The organism is Flavobacterium sufflavum (assembly GCF_004016525.1).
Classification (GTDB): domain Bacteria; phylum Bacteroidota; class Bacteroidia; order Flavobacteriales; family Flavobacteriaceae; genus Flavobacterium; species Flavobacterium sufflavum.
The window spans coordinates 333,243-352,105 of sequence record NZ_SACJ01000001.1 but is presented as its reverse complement, the minus strand read 5'-3'; the positions used below and the strand labels follow the sequence as shown (position 1 = coordinate 352,105).

At 34.5% G+C, this 18,863-nt stretch carries 9 protein-coding genes; all 9 read left to right on the top strand.

All coding sequences use genetic code 11. The annotated features are described in order from the left end of the window. Positions 1 to 2: 2 nt before the first annotated feature. On the top strand, positions 3 to 1,988 hold the full coding sequence (locus tag EOD40_RS01225; protein WP_128193077.1) for a RagB/SusD family nutrient uptake outer membrane protein: 1,986 nt from the start codon (positions 3 to 5) through the stop codon (positions 1,986 to 1,988). A gap of 738 nt (positions 1,989 to 2,726) precedes the next feature. After that, a complete protein-coding gene (locus EOD40_RS01220) occupies positions 2,727 to 6,029 on the top strand; it encodes a SusC/RagA family TonB-linked outer membrane protein (protein WP_128193076.1) in 3,303 nt (1,100 codons plus the stop codon). Between the two features lie 13 nt (positions 6,030 to 6,042). Continuing rightward, on the top strand, positions 6,043 to 8,013 hold the full coding sequence (locus EOD40_RS01215) for a RagB/SusD family nutrient uptake outer membrane protein (RefSeq protein WP_128193075.1): 1,971 nt from the start codon (positions 6,043 to 6,045) through the stop codon (positions 8,011 to 8,013). A gap of 20 nt (positions 8,014 to 8,033) precedes the next feature. After that, positions 8,034 to 9,248: a DUF4959 domain-containing protein gene (locus EOD40_RS01210; protein WP_164905433.1), complete on the top strand. Its 1,215-nt coding sequence runs from the start codon at positions 8,034 to 8,036 to the stop codon at positions 9,246 to 9,248. A 16-nt stretch (positions 9,249 to 9,264) separates the two neighbouring features. Then, positions 9,265 to 10,515, top strand: a complete 1,251-nt coding sequence (locus EOD40_RS01205) for a DUF4998 domain-containing protein (protein ID WP_128193073.1) — start codon at positions 9,265 to 9,267, stop codon at positions 10,513 to 10,515. Between the two features lie 590 nt (positions 10,516 to 11,105). After that, positions 11,106 to 14,369: a SusC/RagA family TonB-linked outer membrane protein gene (locus tag EOD40_RS01200; protein ID WP_128193072.1), complete on the top strand. Its 3,264-nt coding sequence runs from the start codon at positions 11,106 to 11,108 to the stop codon at positions 14,367 to 14,369. Between the two features lie 42 nt (positions 14,370 to 14,411). After that, positions 14,412 to 16,382, top strand: coding sequence for a RagB/SusD family nutrient uptake outer membrane protein (locus EOD40_RS01195; RefSeq protein ID WP_196781404.1), 1,971 nt, complete (start codon positions 14,412 to 14,414; stop codon positions 16,380 to 16,382). 18 nt (positions 16,383 to 16,400) lie between these two features. Further along, complete coding sequence (locus EOD40_RS01190; RefSeq protein ID WP_128193071.1) at positions 16,401 to 17,600, top strand: DUF4959 domain-containing protein; 1,200 nt, start codon at positions 16,401 to 16,403, stop codon at positions 17,598 to 17,600. 29 nt (positions 17,601 to 17,629) lie between these two features. Then, entirely contained in the window at positions 17,630 to 18,853 is a 1,224-nt protein-coding gene (locus EOD40_RS01185; RefSeq protein WP_164905432.1) for a DUF4998 domain-containing protein, read from the top strand. The last annotated feature ends 10 nt before the right edge of the window (positions 18,854 to 18,863 follow it).

Sequence of the window (18,863 nt, the reverse complement as noted above, 5' to 3'; positions counted from 1 at the left end):
AAATGAAAAGATATATAAAAAATAAAATTTCAAAACTGCTTCCCTTAGTTGTGGTAGGGGCTTTGTTTGTTTCTTGTTCGAAAGATTTTCTCGAACCGGATCCGCTTTCTATTTTCGAACCTGAGACTACATTTACTACCGAGGCAGGTTTGCAAGCTACTCTGGCAATTGCCGATAAGAGTTTGAGAAATAATTATATCCATTTTAGTTATGCTAATAATAGTGTGCCTATTGGTACTGAATATGTTTTTTCTGATATGGCAAAATATGGAAAAACCGACGCCAGTACTACAGCGGCTGATTATGCTAATATTATTACGCCTACCGGAACTTTTCAAAGAGATCCGGGTGATGGAATTTATCTTGGATTCTATTGGGATGAAGGATATAATGGTATTAAATTCGCTAATACGGTATTGACTTACGTTAATCAGGTGCAAAACTTATCTGATGATGTAAAGAAAAAATATATAGGGCAGGCCTATTTTCACAGGGCATACCGCTATCTTAATTTAGTATATCAGTTTGGTGATATACCATTAGTTACTAAGATTCTAGAGGTGCCTAAACAAAACTATTCTTCTACTAAAAAAGAAGCCATCATCGAAATGATTACAGCCGATATGGAGAAGGCTGTAGAATGGGTGCCGGAACAATCGCAATTGCCTTATAAAGGACTGGTTAACAAAGGTGCTTGCCGTCAGTTGTTGATTAAATGTTATTTGGCATCGGGTAGATTTGCCGAAGCTGAGGCGCAAGCGGATATTTTGATTAATCAGTCTGGCTATTCTTTAATGAAAAACACTTTTGGAACTTTTGATCAGGGAGGAAAACCGGAAACATGGAAAATTACCAGAAATGTTATTTGGGATTTACACCGACCTGAAAATAAGGTTATCGCTGCCAATACTGAAGCGATCCTGATTATGCCTAATAGCGGGGCGCAGTCGTTTTTAGGATTTGCTTCTATGCGTATTTTTGGTCCACTTTGGGCTTCAGGAAATCTAAGAACTCCCGATGGTAAACAGGCAGGATTGCGTATTGCTTCAAATAATGCTAATTACAATCCATTGTATGACTATAATAAAGCATTTGGACGTGGAATTGCTACTATTAGTGCCTCGTATTATTCACAGGTTCCTATGTGGGTTGTAAATAATGTTGAGGATAAGCAAGATCTTAGACATAATAGTACGGTAGGGAACTGGGTAAACATGGAAAATCTTAAATACAATGATAAAACTTCTACCTATTTCGGTCAGAATTTTAGAATGAAAGATGGAACTACTTTGCTAGCAAGAGATAGTATTCGTGATTATTTTGACTTCCCTTTATATAAAATTTACTTACATGATGTTGTACAGGAAGCTAATCCAAGTTCAACTGATTTTCAAGGTGCTACTACAGGAAGTATAGCTCATATGTATTTATACCGTTTAGCTGAAACCTATTTGTTACGTGCCGAAGCGCGATTTTATAGAGGTAATGTTGCTGGGGCAACTCAGGATGTTAATGTTATTCGTCAAAGAGCAGGAGCTGCGCAAATGTACAGTGCTGTGACTATAGGTGATATTTGTGCCGAAAGAGGGAGGGAACTTTACCTGGAAGAATGGCGAAATGTAGAGCTAAAACGTATTTCACACTGTTTAGCCATGAGCGGAAAACCGGATGAATGGGGTAATACTTACAGCCTTAGTAATTGGGATAAGCAATCCGGAAGGGATAATGCAGGAGGTAGTTATTGGTGGCAACGTATTGTGCATTACACACTTTATAATAAATATCCAAATGGAATTGTTGTGCCAAATGGCACTAAAATTTATTCTATGGATAAACGTAATAATTATTGGCCTATACCAAACAGTGCTATCACTGCTAATATTAAAGGAAAGCTGAGTCAGAACTTTGGTTATGATGGTTATGATGCCAGTGTTAAAGTTTGGGATAAATGGCAAGACGCTGTTGCAGATGAAGATAAAGTAGAATAATTTATTTGGTTTGTTTTGGGAAAAGGGATGTAATTGATTTTACATCCCTTTTTTAATTTTAAAAAATAATCGGAGGATTTATTGTGTTGAATTGTGAATGGAAAACAAAGTGAAATTCTATTTGATTAAAAAGGAAGTTTTAAATCTATTGTTTTAAAATTTTGTTAAAAAAGAGGGTTTCGGGTTGTTAGTTTTGATTCTTCAGTTAATTGAGTATTGTGTAATTTTAACGCTATTTTTTTACTTGATTATGAAAAAAACACTATTTTTTGATAAAATAGTAAATTTACCCCCTTTTTAATTCCATAATACCCCTCATAAGACTAGAGGTCTTCTGTTAGATTTGTACTGTGAATGATATGTTAATACTGTTTTAATTCTCTTAAAGAATACCCAAAACTGGTTGAACGTGATTTAAACTTCAAGGGTGTTTTTTGAGAGAACTAATAGTTGTTTAGGAAAAATACATAGGGATTCGTCTGCGTATTTTTTTAAGTGTAAAAAAAACATTTATATTGAAATAAAGAAGACTTAAGTTGTTTTTGTTTGTCAATAAAAGTTTTCAAATCAGGATTAGCTATTTCACAAATACATGAACATAAATACTAATTAATAGTAACTTTTAAATTATGAATCTATGGAATAAATAATCTACTAAAAACGCTAACGAATTATCTACAAATCAAAAATGGAGTAGTAGATAAGAATAATTTAACTAACCAAAAATTAAAACCACACATGGTAAACTTTATTAAAATAAAGAAGAAGACTCATCGTGTTTTAGAATTTGATTTAAAAAAGAAACTTACAGTATTATCAGTATTAGTTTCTCTATCTCAGGTTCATGCACATGTTTCTAATGTTGTAAGTATAAAAAAACTAGAAATAGTACAACAACAGCAAAGAACTATTAGCGGGCAAGTAACTGATGAAAATGGAATGCCACTTCCTGGAGCAAGTGTACTTGTGAAAGGCACTAAGAATTCCACAATGACAGATTTTGACGGAAAATTTACTTTGAAAATCAATGAAGGAGACAAGATATTGACTGTGTCTTTTGTAGGTTATGAATCGACAGACGTTTTAATTCAGAACAAATCGGTTTTTGAAGTCAATATAAAACCAAGTTCGGAAGGACTAAAAGAAGTTGTTGTAGTAGGTTTTGGAACTCAGAAAAAAGCCAGTATGGTGAGTTCTATTACAACAATTAATCCTAAAGAATTAAAAGGACCTACCAGTAACTTAACTACAATGTTAGCAGGTAGAGTTGCGGGAATGGTTGCTTACCAAAGAAGTGGTGAACCAGGTTCTGATAATGCAAACTTCTTTATTCGAGGTTTAGGAACTTTTGGTTCAGGAGCTTCAAATCCATTGATTTTGATTGATGGTATAGAATCTACAACAACTGATATGGCGCGTTTACAGCCGGATGACATAGATACTTTTTCTGTATTGAAGGATGCTGCTGCTGCTGCTGTGTATGGAGCTCGTGGAGCTAATGGAGTGGTGTTAATTACTACCAAAATGGGTAAAGATGGTATTACTAAATTTAATTTTAGGACAGAAACCAGAATGTCGTCTAATTCCAGAAATTTCAATTTTGCTGATAATATTACGTATATGAAGCTGGCTAATGAAGCTACACGTACCCGTAATCCTCTTCTTGGAGATGTATATGATCAAAACAAAATTGACAGAACTATTGCCGGAGATGATCCTTATTTGTATCCAAGTAATAACTGGATTGATCAATTAATTAAAGATTATACGATTAATCAGGGCTATAATTTTAGTGTTAGCGGGGGTGGTCAAAAAGCCAGATATTATGTAGCCAGTACTTACAATGTCGATAATGGTGTATTAAAAGTAGATGGCTTAAATAATTTTAATTCTAATATTAAATTAAGAAATTATTCTTTACGATCAAATGTAGATATGACATTAACTCCTACTACTAAAGGTATTATTCGTCTGTATGGACAGTTTGATGATTATAATGGGCCTGTTGGAGGATATGATGAAAGAGGTAATCCTATTAATGGAGGAGCACGTATTTTTAATCTTACTATGTGGTCTAACCCTGTAGCATTTCCTAAAGTGTATCCGGCAAGTTATCTCCCTTATATTGATCATCCTCTATTTGGAGGTGCTTTGACAGGAGGCGATAATGGTGCAATATTAGTAAATCCTTATGCAGAAATGGTTCGCGGATATCAAAGTTCAAAAGGATCAACAATTCAGGCACAGGTTGAATTACAACAGGATTTAAAAGTAATAACTCCGGGGCTTAGCGCCAGAGCTATGGGGTATGTAAGAAGATATGCGTTTTACAATGAAGCTAGAAAATACAATCCATTTTATTATAAATCTTTTATAAGTCCTGTTACCGGAGAACTTGAAATATCAGTTATAAATCCGGGAGGCCAGGGAAGTTTTGGTACAACCGGATCAGAAAATCTGGATTATTTAGCGGGAGATAAAATATTAGATTCTCGCATTTATCTTGAAACAGCGGTTAATTATAACAGAACTTTTAATGAAAAACATGCTGTAAGTGGTATGTTGATTAATTTATTATCCAGTTATGTGCAGGCAAACTCTGCTTGGATTTCTCTTACAGATGTAGCGAAAACACTTCCTAGCAGGAATCAGGGGGTTTCAGGTAGGTTTACTTATGGCTATGATAATAGATTTTTGACTGAATTTAATTTTGGATACAATGGATCGGAACGTTTTGCCAGTGGACATCGTTATGGATTTTTTCCTTCATTTGGTTTAGCTTATCATATTTCTAATGAGAAATTTTGGGAGCCTATTAAAGACGTTGTGACCAATTTTAAAATCCGTTCTACTTATGGATTAGTGGGTAATGATAAAATTGGAAATAATAATGATCGTTTTTTCTATTTGTCAAATGTTAATATTAATGATGGAAGTTATGGTGCTTCTTTTGGAGAGCAGTATACAGATAGTAACCCAGGGGTATATGTGGGGCGTTATGCCAATAATAACATTGGTTGGGAGCAGTCAAAACAAATCAACTTAGGGATGGATTTGGAATTGTTTAAGTCATTAAATTTTGTAGTAGATGTTTACAAACAGAACCGAACTCATATCCTTCAAACCAGAGAAAATATTGGTGCTACAATGGGACTTACGGCAACTCCGGCAACTAATTATGGAGAAGTTGAGAGTAAAGGTTTAGACCTAGCTGTTACTTACAATAAACAATTCAATAATGATTGGTACACACAGTTAAGAGGTAATTTTACTTATGCTGCTAATAAAGTTTTGGTATATGATGAGATTAATTACCCTGCAAGTATGGCTTATCGTTCAAGAATAGGTCAAAGTTGGAATCAAACGTATGGTTATATAGCCGAACGTTTGTTTGTGGATCAAAATGAGGTTGATAATTCGCCATTGCAATTTGGTGGACCGGGAACAGGAATAGTAAAAGAATATACAGGTGGGGATATTAAATATCGTGATGTTAATGGAGATGGTCAAATTACAGCTGCAGATATGGTGCCGATAGGAAATCCTACTGCTCCGGAAATAGTGTATGGTTTTGGAGGTACAGTAGGCTATAAAAAATTTGATTTTAGTATTTTCTTTCAAGGTGTAGCCCGTACTTCCTTTTTTATTAACCCGGAAAACATAGCACCATTTGTGTTAAATGGTTCTTATCAAAATAATTTATTGAATGTTGTAGCACAAGATCACTGGTCTGAAAATAATAAAGATTTATACGCTTTTTGGCCAAGATTGAGTAATACGTTTGTGGCTAATAATAATAAGGTGTCAACTTGGTGGATGAGAGATGGTGCTTTCTTAAGATTAAAATCAATTGAAGTAGGGTATAATGCTCCTGAAAAATTAATGTCTAAAATAGGAGTTAAGGGTTTAAGAGTCTATTTAAGTGGTAACAATATTGCCGTTTGGAGTAAGTTCAAACTTTGGGATCCGGAAATGGGAGGAAATGGTTTAGGTTACCCTATTCAATCGGTTTATAATTTGGGACTAAAAGTTGATTTTTAAAAAAATATAAAGTATGAAAACTAAAAAAAATATAGTTAATAAGAGTTTCCATAAACTTCAAAAAGTTTTTGGAGCGTCAATGGTAATACTTTGTTTGTTCAGTTTAGAATCATGTGAAAATAGTTTTTTGGATGTTGTTCCAGATAACATAACTACACTTGAGTCTGCTTTTAAATTGAGAAATGAAGCTAAGAAATATTTATATACCTGTTATGCCTATATCCCTAAAAATGGGGATGGAGTATATAATATAGGAATGCTAGCAGGAGATGAAACATGGATACCACCTAATCGTGCTGCTATTACCAGTTTTGCGTTTAATATTGCTACGGGTACACAAAGAAAAGCAGAAACTTATATGAATGCCTGGGAGGGTAATTATCAGGGAGCAGGTCCTGGAGATCGTTATCCACTTTATGACGGGATTAGGCATTGTAACGTTTTTCTAGAGAATGTTGAAGATAGAACTAAAGTGCCGGATTTACAGGAAGGCGAGCGTTTAAGATGGATAGCTGAAGTGAAATTTTTAAAAGCCTATTACCACTATTATTTAATGCGTATGTATGGGCCTATTCCAGTTGTTCGTGTCAATGTTCCTATCGATGCATCTAATGATCAAATTCAGGTTGCAAGAGAGCCTATAGACTCAACTGTTGATTATTTAGTGAGTTTGCTGGACGAAGCAGCAGTAGCATTGCCTCCGATGATTACTGACAGACTGAATGAATTGGGTAGGGTTACAAAGCCTGTGGCACTTGGTATGAAAGCGGAGTTGTTACTTATGGCGGCAAGTCCTTTATTTAATGGAAATGCAGACATGGTAGGATTAAATGCTAAAGATGGAACACCATTGTTTAATCCGGTTTATGATGCCACCAAATGGAAAAGAGCAGCCAATGCTGCAAAGGAAGCAATAGATGCTGCCGAAGCTAATGGGCATAAAATATTCTATAAAAACAATGTGGCATTTACTATTTCTCAAACTGCTAAAACGAAACTGAATATTACGCAAGCAGTAACAGAACCTTGGAATGACGAAGTTATTTGGGCAAACCCAAATAGTCGTACCTATGAATTACAACGACTTTGTATGATGCCTTTAGCAAGTACGGTATCACATTCTCAAGCCAGAAAAGTGTTTTCGCCTACTTTAGAATCGGCAACTAATTTTTATACTAAAAATGGTGTGCCTATTGAGGAAGATAAAACTTTGACGTTTGGAGATATTACTGAGTTGAAAGAAGCTACTACAGCTGATAAATTTAATATTAAAGAAGGGTATAGAACTTCGATTTTAAATTTTAATAGAGAGCCGCGTTTTTACGCCGATTTAGGTTTTGACGGAGCTATTTTCTATAAATCCTCTAGCGGTTCTGATGAAACAAAAGAAGTTATTAGAGCTAAATACCAAGATTATGCAGGAAGTGCAGATGCTTTTGATTTTAACGTAACAGGATATTATATTAAAAAATTGATAAACTGGGATCAAACTTTTGGAGGAGGAACTATGTATAAAGAGTACGCCTGGCCTGAATTGCGTTTGGCTGATTTGTATTTGATGTATGCTGAAGCACTTAATGAAGCTGACGGAACTGCCGCTACAACAGAAGTATTGAAATATGTGGATCTTATTCGTACTCGTGCCGGATTAAGCGGCGTGGTAGATTCCTGGACTAATTTTTCTAATAATCCAGCCAAATATACTACCAAAGATGGTATGCGTGAAATTATTCACAGAGAACGCAGTATTGAAATGGCCTTTGAGGGTAAAAACTATTGGGACATCAGACGTTGGAAAAAAGCAACTCAGGAATTTAATGAACCTATAAAAGGCTGGAATGTTTATGGAATTACAGAGGCTAATTATTATCAGGTAGTTACTTTAAGTCAACAACGTTTTGTAGCTCCAAGAGATTATTTCTGGCCTATTGAAGAAACAACACTTATTAGAAATCCTAATCTGATTCAAAATCCAGGTTGGTAATAATCATAAAAATGAAGATTATGAAACGAATTATAAAATCCCCTATAAACATATTATTGTTGTGTTTGACCTTTGTTTTTGCAGCTTGTAGCGAGGATCAAGGCCCTGAACCTTTAGAGCACAATTCTAATCAGCCAGCAGTGGTAACAAATATTACCATTCAGAATTTACCAGGAAAAGCGAAACTGACTTATACTTTACCAACAGATGATGATTTGTTATATGTAGTTGCCCGATATACTCTAGAAAATGGAACGCCTATGGAGGCCAAAGCTTCTTATTATTCTAATTCTTTACTTTTAGAAGGTTTTGCCGGTGGATCGACTACTGAGGTTAAGATTTATGCGGTTAACAATAGTGAGACGGAATCAAAACCGGTTGTAGTATCTGTAAGTCCTGCTCCGGCACCAATTTTTGATATTTTTAAATCATTGGCTGTTCTGCCTGATTTTGGAGGTATTCGCATCTCAGCTAATAATCCTACCAAAGAAGAAATTGGTATTTTAGTGATGCAAAAGAATATTCAAGGAGATTGGGTGCCACTTAGAAATAGTATTTATACTTCGGTAGATGAAATTAAACGAAGTTTAAGAGGTTTTCAGTCAGTAGATCAGGAATTTGCAATTGTGGTTAGAGATAAATGGTTGAATTATACAGATACTCTTGTTACTACAATAAAACCATTATTTGAGCAATTAATGCCTAAATCGGCTTATGTTGGAGTTCATCTTGCTAATGATGCAAAAACGATAAATAATGCTTATCCTGTTTCTAATTTATTTGATGGCCAGTTTTTAGAATATTGGGGTTCTTATTTTACAGACAGAACCATTGATGTAGGGAATCATTTGGTAACTTTTGATATTGGTGCAAAAACAAAGTTAAGTCGTTTAAGACTTTGGCAATTTTCAGAACCTATAGGGGGACAAAGGATGTACTACTATTTAGGTGCTATGAAAAAGTTTAGAATATGGGGAAGTAATACCTTAAATGATGGAACGCTCAATAGTAATTGGACTTTATTAGGCGAATACGAAATTAAGAAACCGTCAGGGTTGCCTTACGGACAGGAAAATAATGATGATCTTTTAGCGGCCAGAGATGGAGCCGATTATGAAATCGCCTTAGATAAACCGGCAGTTCGCTATCTTAGAATTGAGTGTTTAGAAAACTGGATTGGAGGTAAGTTTATGGCTGTTTCAGAAGTACATGTGTACGGTAATCCTAATTTTTAATATTAAATAGAAAACAATGAAAAATTTAAGGAATATTTTAGTGACGGCTTTTGCTGTGGCATTAATTCTTGTAATACATTCTTGTACAAGTAGCGATGATTATTTAAAATTTGTTGACGGAGGAGCGATTTCTTATACCGGTAAAATTGATTCTTTAAAGTTTTTTCCGGGTAGGGATAGATTGAAAATTAAGGGGCTAATTATTTCAGATCCTAAGGTTTCTCAATTGAGAGTCTATTGGAATACTAAAAAAGATTCTGTTGTAATACCCATTAATAGAACTTCAGGAATTGATGAGGTTTCTTCTATTATTGAAAATCTACCGGAAAACATCTATAATTTTGAAGTGAAAACTTTTGATGCTAAAGGGAATAGTTCCATTTCTCAGTATATTACAGCTCAGACTTATGGAACTCGTTATCAGGCAAGTTTAACTGACAGGAAGATTGTTTCCAGTAAATTATCCAGTGATTTCTCTCTTACAATTGATTTTGCAACGATGGATTTAACTACGGGAGCTTATGCAACTGAGGTGGTTTATACAGATAATTCAAATGTGCAACATGCTGTAACGGTACCTGTTACTCAAAATCAGCTTGTGGTATCTAATTATAAAATAGGAAGTAAGTTTAAACAACGTTCATTATTTTTACCGGTTAAAACTGCAATAGATATTTTTTACACGGATTTTGTTTCTAAAGAACCTCAGGTTATTGATCTTACTTATATGATTAAGAATAATAAGCGTCCTTTTTTAACATCATCAACAGATGGAGGCAGATGGGGGACATTAGCCGATTGGACTACTAATGCTGCCTGTAAAAATCACGGTGGCTATGGTGGCTGGGACGGTGGCTGTTGTGGTAATCCTCCGGGAACAATCAATTTGGAATCAGGTTGGGGGGCTCCGGTGATTACCAATGGTAAGATATATCAAACAATAACATTAGAAGCCGGGACTTATATTTTTAATGCTCCTTTATTGGCATCTGGTAGTGGTCTTAATAGTGGCTATACTTTGTCGGATTATGTTTATTTAGCCGTCGCAAAGGGTAGCATATTACCGGACTCAAGCGGTGGAGTTCTTGAAACAGATCCTGCAACCTTAGGATTTAAAAGAATAGTGAATACCATGAATTCTGAAAGTGCAATTATTACATTTACTATTACCCAATCGACGCAAATTACTTTGGGTATTTCTACAACACAAGGAAATGAAAGATATGGTCATTTCTTATCTTTCAGTTTATTTAAAAAGAATAACTAATTTATTACCAATAATAGAAATGGCATGTTTTTTTACATGCCATTTTTAAAATTTAAAAGAATGATGAATTTGTATAGTTCTTAGATTTTTTTATAGTTAAGTTAAGTTTAAGAGGCTGTCCAGAAATTAATTTTCGGACAGCCTTCTTTTATTTTATTAAAAGTCCATTTAAATCTTGAAAATAATAATCAGGGAATGATTGCTCTGAGTTGTTATTAGAAAACAAGACGAGAATTTCAATTGATTTTTAAATTTTTGTTAAAGAGTAGAGTTGTCAGTTTGAATAGTGTTTCTATTTGGTTTTTGCTTATTGTGTATTGTGTAGTTTTATAGTTAATTTTTTACAATGTGTTAAAAAATAAGGTGTTTTTGTTGTGTAATACTAATTTCACCCTTTTTTATTATCATAAATCCCCCCCCTCGACAATTAGTGTTCTGCTAGATTTGTAATGTGAATTATATGTTAATATTTCGATAAGTTAAGCTTAGCGAAGATTTTAAAATAGCCTTGTTATGATTTTATTATATCTGATGTTATAAAAATTCACACACTAACAAACTATTAATTAACCAAAAAATTACAAACAAACATGACAAAATTTATTAGGACGGGAAAAGCTCCTGATTGTGCATCTGGATTTGATTTGAGAAAGAAACTGACAATATTTTGTGTATTGGCTTCCTTGTCTCAGGTACAGGCGTACACGATTAATTATGCAAGTGAAACAGGACTTCAAAAAGTACAACAGCAAAAAAGTATTAGCGGACAAATTAATGATGAAAATGGAATGCCGCTTCCCGGTGCAACGGTTGCTATAAAAGGTTCTAAAATAGGAACCATAACCGATTTTGACGGGAAATTTACTTTGAAGTTAGATGCTAATTCAAAGGTTTTAGTTATAAGTTCAATAGGGTATCAAGCCCAAGAATTAACAATAGGAAATCGTACTGATTTTAAGGTTTCTTTAAAACCAACTTCAGAAGGTCTAAATGAGGTAGTGGTAGTAGGATATGGAACACAAAAGAAAGAAAGTGTTGTAAGTGCTATTACGACAATTCCTGTTGGAGAAATCAAAGGACCTTCAAGTAACTTGACAACCATGATGGCGGGAAGAGTATCAGGTATGATTGCTTACCAAAGAACTGGAGAACCAGGTTCTGATAATTCTGATTTCTTTATTCGTGGATTAGGTTCTTTTGGATCAGGAAAAGTAAATCCTTTAATCTTGATTGATGGTATTGAATCTACAACAACGGATATGGCGCGATTGCAACCTGATGATATCGAGGCTTTTTCGGTGTTGAAAGATGCTTCGGCAGCGTCTATTTATGGTGCCCGTGGTGCTAATGGAGTAGTTTTAATTACTACTAAATCAGGTAAGGATGGTAAGCTTAAAGTAAAGTTTAGACAAGAGAATAAAATTTCCAGTAATACTAAGAATTTTAAGTTTGCCGATAATATTACTTATATGGAACTAGCTAATGAAGCTGTTTTGACTAGAAATCCAATAGGTGTTTTGCCTTATTCGCAAACAAAAATCGATAGAACGGGGCAACCTGGATCAAATCCGTATTTGTACCCAAATAATAACTGGATTGATCAATTAATAAAAGATTATACTTTTAATCAAGGATACAATTTAAGTGTTAGTGGTGGTGGTGATAAAGCACAATATTATGTTGCCAGTACTTATAATATTGACAATGGAGTATTGAAAGTAGATAATTTGAATAATTTTAATTCTAATATTAAATTAAGAAATTATTCTTTCAGATCTAATGTTAATATGAAATTGACTCCTACAACCGAAGGAATCGTTAGGTTATATGGGCAGTTTGACGATTATACAGGGCCATTAGGAGGAAATGATGCTAATGGGAATTGGGTTTCCGGAGGAGGAAATATTTTTAATAAGGCTGTTTGGTCTAATCCGGTGGCTTTTCCTGCTACCTATCCTAGAGAATTACTTCCTTATATTGAGCATCCATTATTTGGAGGTGCTGTAACAGGGAATGGAAGTACTACTTTGTTAACGAATCCTTATGCCGAAATGGTTAAAGGATATGAGGTATATAAAGCTTCAACGGTTCAGACCCAAATTGAATTGAAACAAGATCTTAAAATGCTTACTCCTGGCTTGAGAGCAAGAGCAATGGGATATATAAGAAGATATTCTTATTATAGAGTTTCAAGACAATACAATCCGTTTTTCTACAGCGCTACATTGAATCCAGAAACTCAGGAAATCAGCTTGAATTTACTAAATAGTGGAATGGAAGGTTCTATAGGCACTACAGGAACTGAATATTTAAATTATAGCGAAGGTGCTAAAAATATTACTTCAACTATATATTTAGAGTCAGCACTTAATTACAACAGAACTTTTGCTGAGAAACATGATATTTCAGGGATGCTGATTAATATTGTGCAATCTAATGAATCGGGTAATGCCGGAAATCTTCAGGCTTCATTACCTAGTAGAAATTTTGGTCTTTCAGGACGTTTTACTTACGCTTACGACAATAGATATTTAGCTGAAGTTAATTTTGGATACAATGGTTCTGAACGGTTTGCTAAAGACAATCGATTTGGATTTTTCCCTTCTTTTGCTGCTGGTTATATCATTTCAAATGAAAAGTTCTTCGAACCTTTACTCAATGTAGTAAGTAATCTTAAACTTAGAGCCAGTTTCGGATGGGTTGGTAATGATCAAATAGGGAATTCTTCGGATCGTTTCTTTTACTTGTCTAATGTGAGTTTGAACGACTTGAATTATGGCAATAGTTTTGGAGAATTGAGTGGTTATTATCGTCCGGGTGTTTCTATTTCAAGATATGCAAATAGTAAAATTAGTTGGGAGCGTTCAAGACAAGTTAATATTGGGATGGATTTAAAATTATTCAATTCAATTAATATTGTTGTAGATGCTTTTAAACAAAACAGAAGTAATATTCTTCAAACGCGTTCAAACATAGGTTCTACTTTAGGACTTTCGGTAACTCCTTCAACTAATTTTGGTGCAGCAGAAAGTAAGGGGATGGATATGTCAATTACCTATAATAAGAAATTTGGAGACAATTGGTGGACAAATTTAAGAGGGAACTTCACCTATTCTACAAGTAAAATATTGAAGTACGATGAGAATTATTACCCGCCAGAATTAGATTATTTGTATAAAAAGGGGAATTCCATCGCTCAAACTTACGGTTACATTGCAGAACGATTATTTGTTGATGATCAGGAAGCTGCGAATTCACCAAAACAATTCGGTACTTATGGAGGTGGAGATATCAAATACAGAGATGTAAATGGTGACGGAGTAATTACAACTTTAGATCAAGTGCCTGTTGGTTATCCTACTGCTCCTGAGATTATCTATGGTTTTGGAGGTACATTAGGTTATAAAGATTTTGATTTTAGTTTATTTTTTCAAGGTTCTGCCCGTTCATCATTCTTTATTAATTCAAAAAACATTTCTCCTTTTGTTACCAATGGAGGAGCTCAAAACGGATTGTTAGAAGTAGTAGCTAATGATCACTGGTCAGAGGATAATAGAAATGTATATGCTTTTTGGCCAAGATTAAGTAACAATTTTATTGAAAATAATAATCAAACATCAACTTGGTGGATGAGAAATGGTGCTTTTTTACGTCTTAAAAGTGTGGAGTTAGGTTATAATGTGCCTAAAAGTTTTACTGAGAAATACCATATTTCTGGTTTAAGATTGTATGCTAATACAACGAATCCTGTTGTGTTTAGTCAGTTTAAATTATGGGATCCTGAAATGGGTGGAAATGGTTTAGGATATCCTGTTCAATCAACATACAATTTTGGAATATTGCTTGATTTATAAGCTGTTGTTATAAAGTAAAAGCATTAATAAAAACGAATAATTATGAAATATAATAATAAAATAACAAATAGATTAAGAAAATCTATTTTGCCTATAGCCACTTCTTTTATGGCGTTGTTAGTGATGGAGTCCTGTTCTAGTGATTTCTTGGACGTTGTACCTGATAATGTCGCTACTATTGAAAACGCATTTAAATTGAGAAGCGAAGCCGAAAAATATTTATTTACCTGTTATTCTTATCTTCCAAAAGATGGAAGTGTATACCACAATACAGGTTTTCTAGCCGGAGATGAAATGTGGATTCCGTATCAAACTTCGATTTATAGTGATGCCTTTGAAATTGCAAGAGGAAGTCAGAGAATTTCAAATCCATTTGTAAATTCATGGGATGGGAATTATACTGGTGGAGGACCTGGTGATCGATATAAATTATTTATAGGAATACGTCATTGCAATATCTTTTTAGAAAATCTTAATGATGTTACTAAAGTACCCGATATTACTTTTGCCGAGAGACAACGCTGGATAGGAGAAGTTGAGTTTTTGAAGGCTTATTACCATTTTTATTTATTAAGAATGTATGGTCCAATTCCATTGGCTGCTGAAAATATTGCTATTGATGCCCCTGAAGATGCAATCAATGTAAGAAGACGACCAGTAGATGAATGTGTGACCTTTATTACTGATTTATTAGATGCAGCTACGGAAAAATTGCCAAACGATAATGAAATTATCTCCACAACCGAAGCAGGTAGAATTACAAAAACGATTGCTTTAAGTATAAAGGCTAAAGTCTTATTGATGGCAGCGAGTCCTTTGTTTAACGGGAATTCTGATTTTGCATCTTTGGTTAATAAAGACGGAACTAAATTGTTTAATGCTACTTATGATGCCAATAAGTGGAAATTAGCGGCAGATGCTGCATTGGCGGCTATTCAAGCAGCAGAAGCAAACGCAAAAAGTTTGTATGTTTTTCCTCAGTCTCCATTTAATCTTACTGCGGGGACTATGACTCAAATGAGTATTCGTCAGGCAGTATGCGAAAGATGGAATTCTGAAATTATTTGGGGTAATCCTAATAGTCAAACCAGTGAGTTGCAACAATTGTGTATGGCTCCATTGGATGTGAATCATAATCATAATGATGCCAGAAAAATTTTATCGCCACCACTTAAAATAGCAAAAATGTTTTATTCTAAAAATGGGGTGCCTATTAATGAGGATAAAACATTAGATTTTACTAATGAAAAAGAATTGCGTACGGCTACTAATGCAGAGCGATTTAATATTAAAGAAGGATTCCAGACAGCAAGAATCAATTTTGACAGAGAGCCTCGTTTTTATGCTGATTTGTGTTTTGACGGAGGAGTTTGGTATAAATATGACAGCCCTTCTAAAACCGATGATGGAACAGTTTGGGGATTGAAAGGTAAATTTGGAGATCCTGCGGGGGCAACTCATGCATTCCATACTAATGAAACGGGATATTTTGTAAAAAAATTAGTCGATTGGAATCAAATTACTTATACCACAGGTGGTTCGTCTTATAAAGCCTACCCTTGGCCAGAAATACGTTTGGCCGATTTGTACCTAATGTATGCTGAAGCTTTGAATGAATCTGAAGGGCCTTCAGCAACCGTTTATCAGTATCTAGATCGTATCAGAACAAGAGCAGGATTAGCCGGAGTTGTTCAATCTTGGGCAAATTTCTCTAATAATCCATCAAAACCAACTACGCAATTAGGTCTTCGTGATATTATTCAACAAGAACGATTAATTGAATTAGCTTTCGAAGGACAACGTTTTTGGGATTTACGTAGATGGAAGAAAGCCGCTGAGGTTTTAAATGCACCTATTACGGGTTGGAATGTTAAAGGAGTTGATGCCTTATCTTATTATCAGGTTAGAACTGTATATCAACAAACATTTGTAGCACCAAGAGATTATTTCTGGCCAATACCAGAGAGTGCAATGATTCAAAATCCAAATTTAGTTCAAAATTTAGGCTGGTAATTTTAAAAAGATTTAATTATGAAATGGAAAATAATATTGAGAAGTATTTTCACAATTACAGTGGCTTCATTAGTTATTAGTTGTGATCAAAATAATCTGGAACCGTTGGAGAGTAATTCAACTCCTCCTGCTCAGGTTGAGAATGTGACTGTGCAGAATTTACCTGGCAAGGCAAAAATTACCTATACTTTGCCTTCTAATCAGGATTTGTTATACATAAAGGCAGAATATACTCTTGCAAGCGGCAAGAAAATGGAAGTAAAGTCTTCTTATTACAACAACTCTTTAGAGATTGAGGGCTTTGCTAATGCAGGCGAGTATGATGTTAAGTTGTATAGTGTTAATAGAAGTGCTACTGAGTCAACACCGGTAGTGGTAAAAATACATCCTTTAGAATCTCCTATTTGGAATGTTTTCAGAAGTCTTGATGTTAAGGCAGCTTTTGGAGGTATTCGTGTTGATGCTACTAATCCAAATCGTGAGGATGTTTCTATTTTGGTTATGGAAAAAAATAATCTGGGAGACTGGGTTGTTGATACTAAAAGTATTTATACCTCGACTGATTTAGTTTCTAAAACACTTAGAGGATATAGTGTGACAGAACATAATTATGCTATTACCGTAAGAGACAGATGGCTGAATACTACTGATACTTTGTTTACAACTATCAAACCTCTTTTAGAGTTGTCAATCCCAAAATCAGGATACAAACATTTTCCATTACCGGGGGATACTAAAACACATGCTACGGCTGTTCCTGCGGGAATGTGGGATGGTGAATTGCAAAACTGGCCAAAAGTTTTCTTGACAGATGGTTCTGTAATAGGACAACATGTTGTTACAATTGATACAGGGATATTGGCAAAAATGAGTCGAATAGTTATTTGGGATTATCCGGAGTATTACTTAGGAAGATCGTATTACTATATAGGGGATTTAAAAGAGTTTGAAATTTATGGTTCGGCCAGTCCTAATCCTGATGGAAGTTTAGATGGTACTTGGGTTAAACTAGGAACTTATAATGCAACTAAACCATCCGGACTTCCTTATGGTCAACAATCGAATGAAGATTATCAAACAGCATTGGCTGGTTTTAGTTGGGAATTTGACGTAACAGCTCCTAAAGTTCGCTATTTGAGAATTAAGTCACTTAAAAATTGGGCAGGAATTGGAACTATGGCAATTGGAGAAATCCAGGTATATGGTAATCCTAACTAACGATGTTTAACAATAAAAAAGGTATTATTATGAATACAATAAAAAAATATTTTGTACATGCTTTTGCTCTTGTGATTGTAGCTGGGGTAATAAGTTCTTGTACTTCCATGGATGAAGGTTATAAAGACTTTATAAAAGATGGGGAAGTATCATATACGGGAAAAATAGATTCTTTGCATATCTATTCAGGTAAAAATAGAGTTCAGATTAAGGGACTTTTTATTTCAGATCCAAAAATTGCCGAATGTAGAATATATTGGGATAACAGAGCAGATTCTGTAGTAGTACCGATTGCCAGAACGCAAGGAGTTGATGAGCTGAATGTTGTTATTAATAATTTAGTGGAGAATGTACATAACTTTGAGGTGCGTACTTTTGATAAATTAGGCAATAAATCAATTCCTGTTTATAAGGTGGGTACGGTTTACGGAGATCGTTATCAAACCTCATTGTATAATAGACCTATAGCTTCTAAGTATTTTTCGCCAAAATTGACAACTATTAATTTTGCTTCAATGGATTTGTCAACTGGTGCTTATGCAACTGAAGTAACTTATACAACTACAGCTAATGTAACTGCTAAAGTTCAACTGCCTATAGCTCAGTCCAGATTAGATATTGCTGACTTTAAGTTAGGTTCTGCGTTTACTTATAAAACTTTATTCAGACCAAATCCAACGAGTATTGATGTTTTTGAGTCGGTTACTACAACTGTTACTGATAATGAAATACAATATTTGAATAATTTTTATTACCCATTTACAAGGTTGACTTATGATGGAGCAAGATGGGGAGTACCTACTGATTGGGTTGTTAATGATGCTGCAAAAAGTCATATTGTTTCAAGTGTAAATTATGGAGGATTAGATGCTTTGTATTTTAGTTTCGAAAGTGGCTGGGGACAGCCTGCTATTAATAATGGTAAAATTTATCAAACAATGACATTGCCAGCAGGGACTTATACTTATACAATAAACATAAATGCTACCAGTTATGCTGCTGATGCAAATGATAAAGGATATTTTGTAGTGGCAATCGGAAATACATTACCTGATGTTGCTTTAGTTGAGACTGCTGCTAGTACTTTGAAGTGGGAAAGAGCGAAAAATGTAACTCCTCTTATAAGAACCTTGAGTTTTACTTTATCAGCTGATACTCAGGTTTCAGTAGGGGTAGTGACTACTTCGGCTGTAATGACTTCATCTACAGGTAGGCATTTAAAAATTAACTCTTTTAAATTGGTTAAACAATAAGAATAAGCAA

Coding starts and splice junctions, on each gene's coding strand:
- EOD40_RS01205 (WP_128193073.1), top strand. CDS start 9,265: ATGAAAAATTTAAGGAATATTTTAGTGACGGCTTTTGCTGTGGCATTA.
- EOD40_RS01215 (WP_128193075.1), top strand. CDS start 6,043: ATGAAAACTAAAAAAAATATAGTTAATAAGAGTTTCCATAAACTTCAA.
- EOD40_RS01210 (WP_164905433.1), top strand. CDS start 8,034: ATGAAACGAATTATAAAATCCCCTATAAACATATTATTGTTGTGTTTG.
- EOD40_RS01220 (WP_128193076.1), top strand. CDS start 2,727: ATGGTAAACTTTATTAAAATAAAGAAGAAGACTCATCGTGTTTTAGAA.
- EOD40_RS01200 (WP_128193072.1), top strand. CDS start 11,106: ATGACAAAATTTATTAGGACGGGAAAAGCTCCTGATTGTGCATCTGGA.
- EOD40_RS01195 (WP_196781404.1), top strand. CDS start 14,412: ATGAAATATAATAATAAAATAACAAATAGATTAAGAAAATCTATTTTG.
- EOD40_RS01190 (WP_128193071.1), top strand. CDS start 16,401: ATGAAATGGAAAATAATATTGAGAAGTATTTTCACAATTACAGTGGCT.
- EOD40_RS01225 (WP_128193077.1), top strand. CDS start 3: ATGAAAAGATATATAAAAAATAAAATTTCAAAACTGCTTCCCTTAGTT.
- EOD40_RS01185 (WP_164905432.1), top strand. CDS start 17,630: ATGAATACAATAAAAAAATATTTTGTACATGCTTTTGCTCTTGTGATT.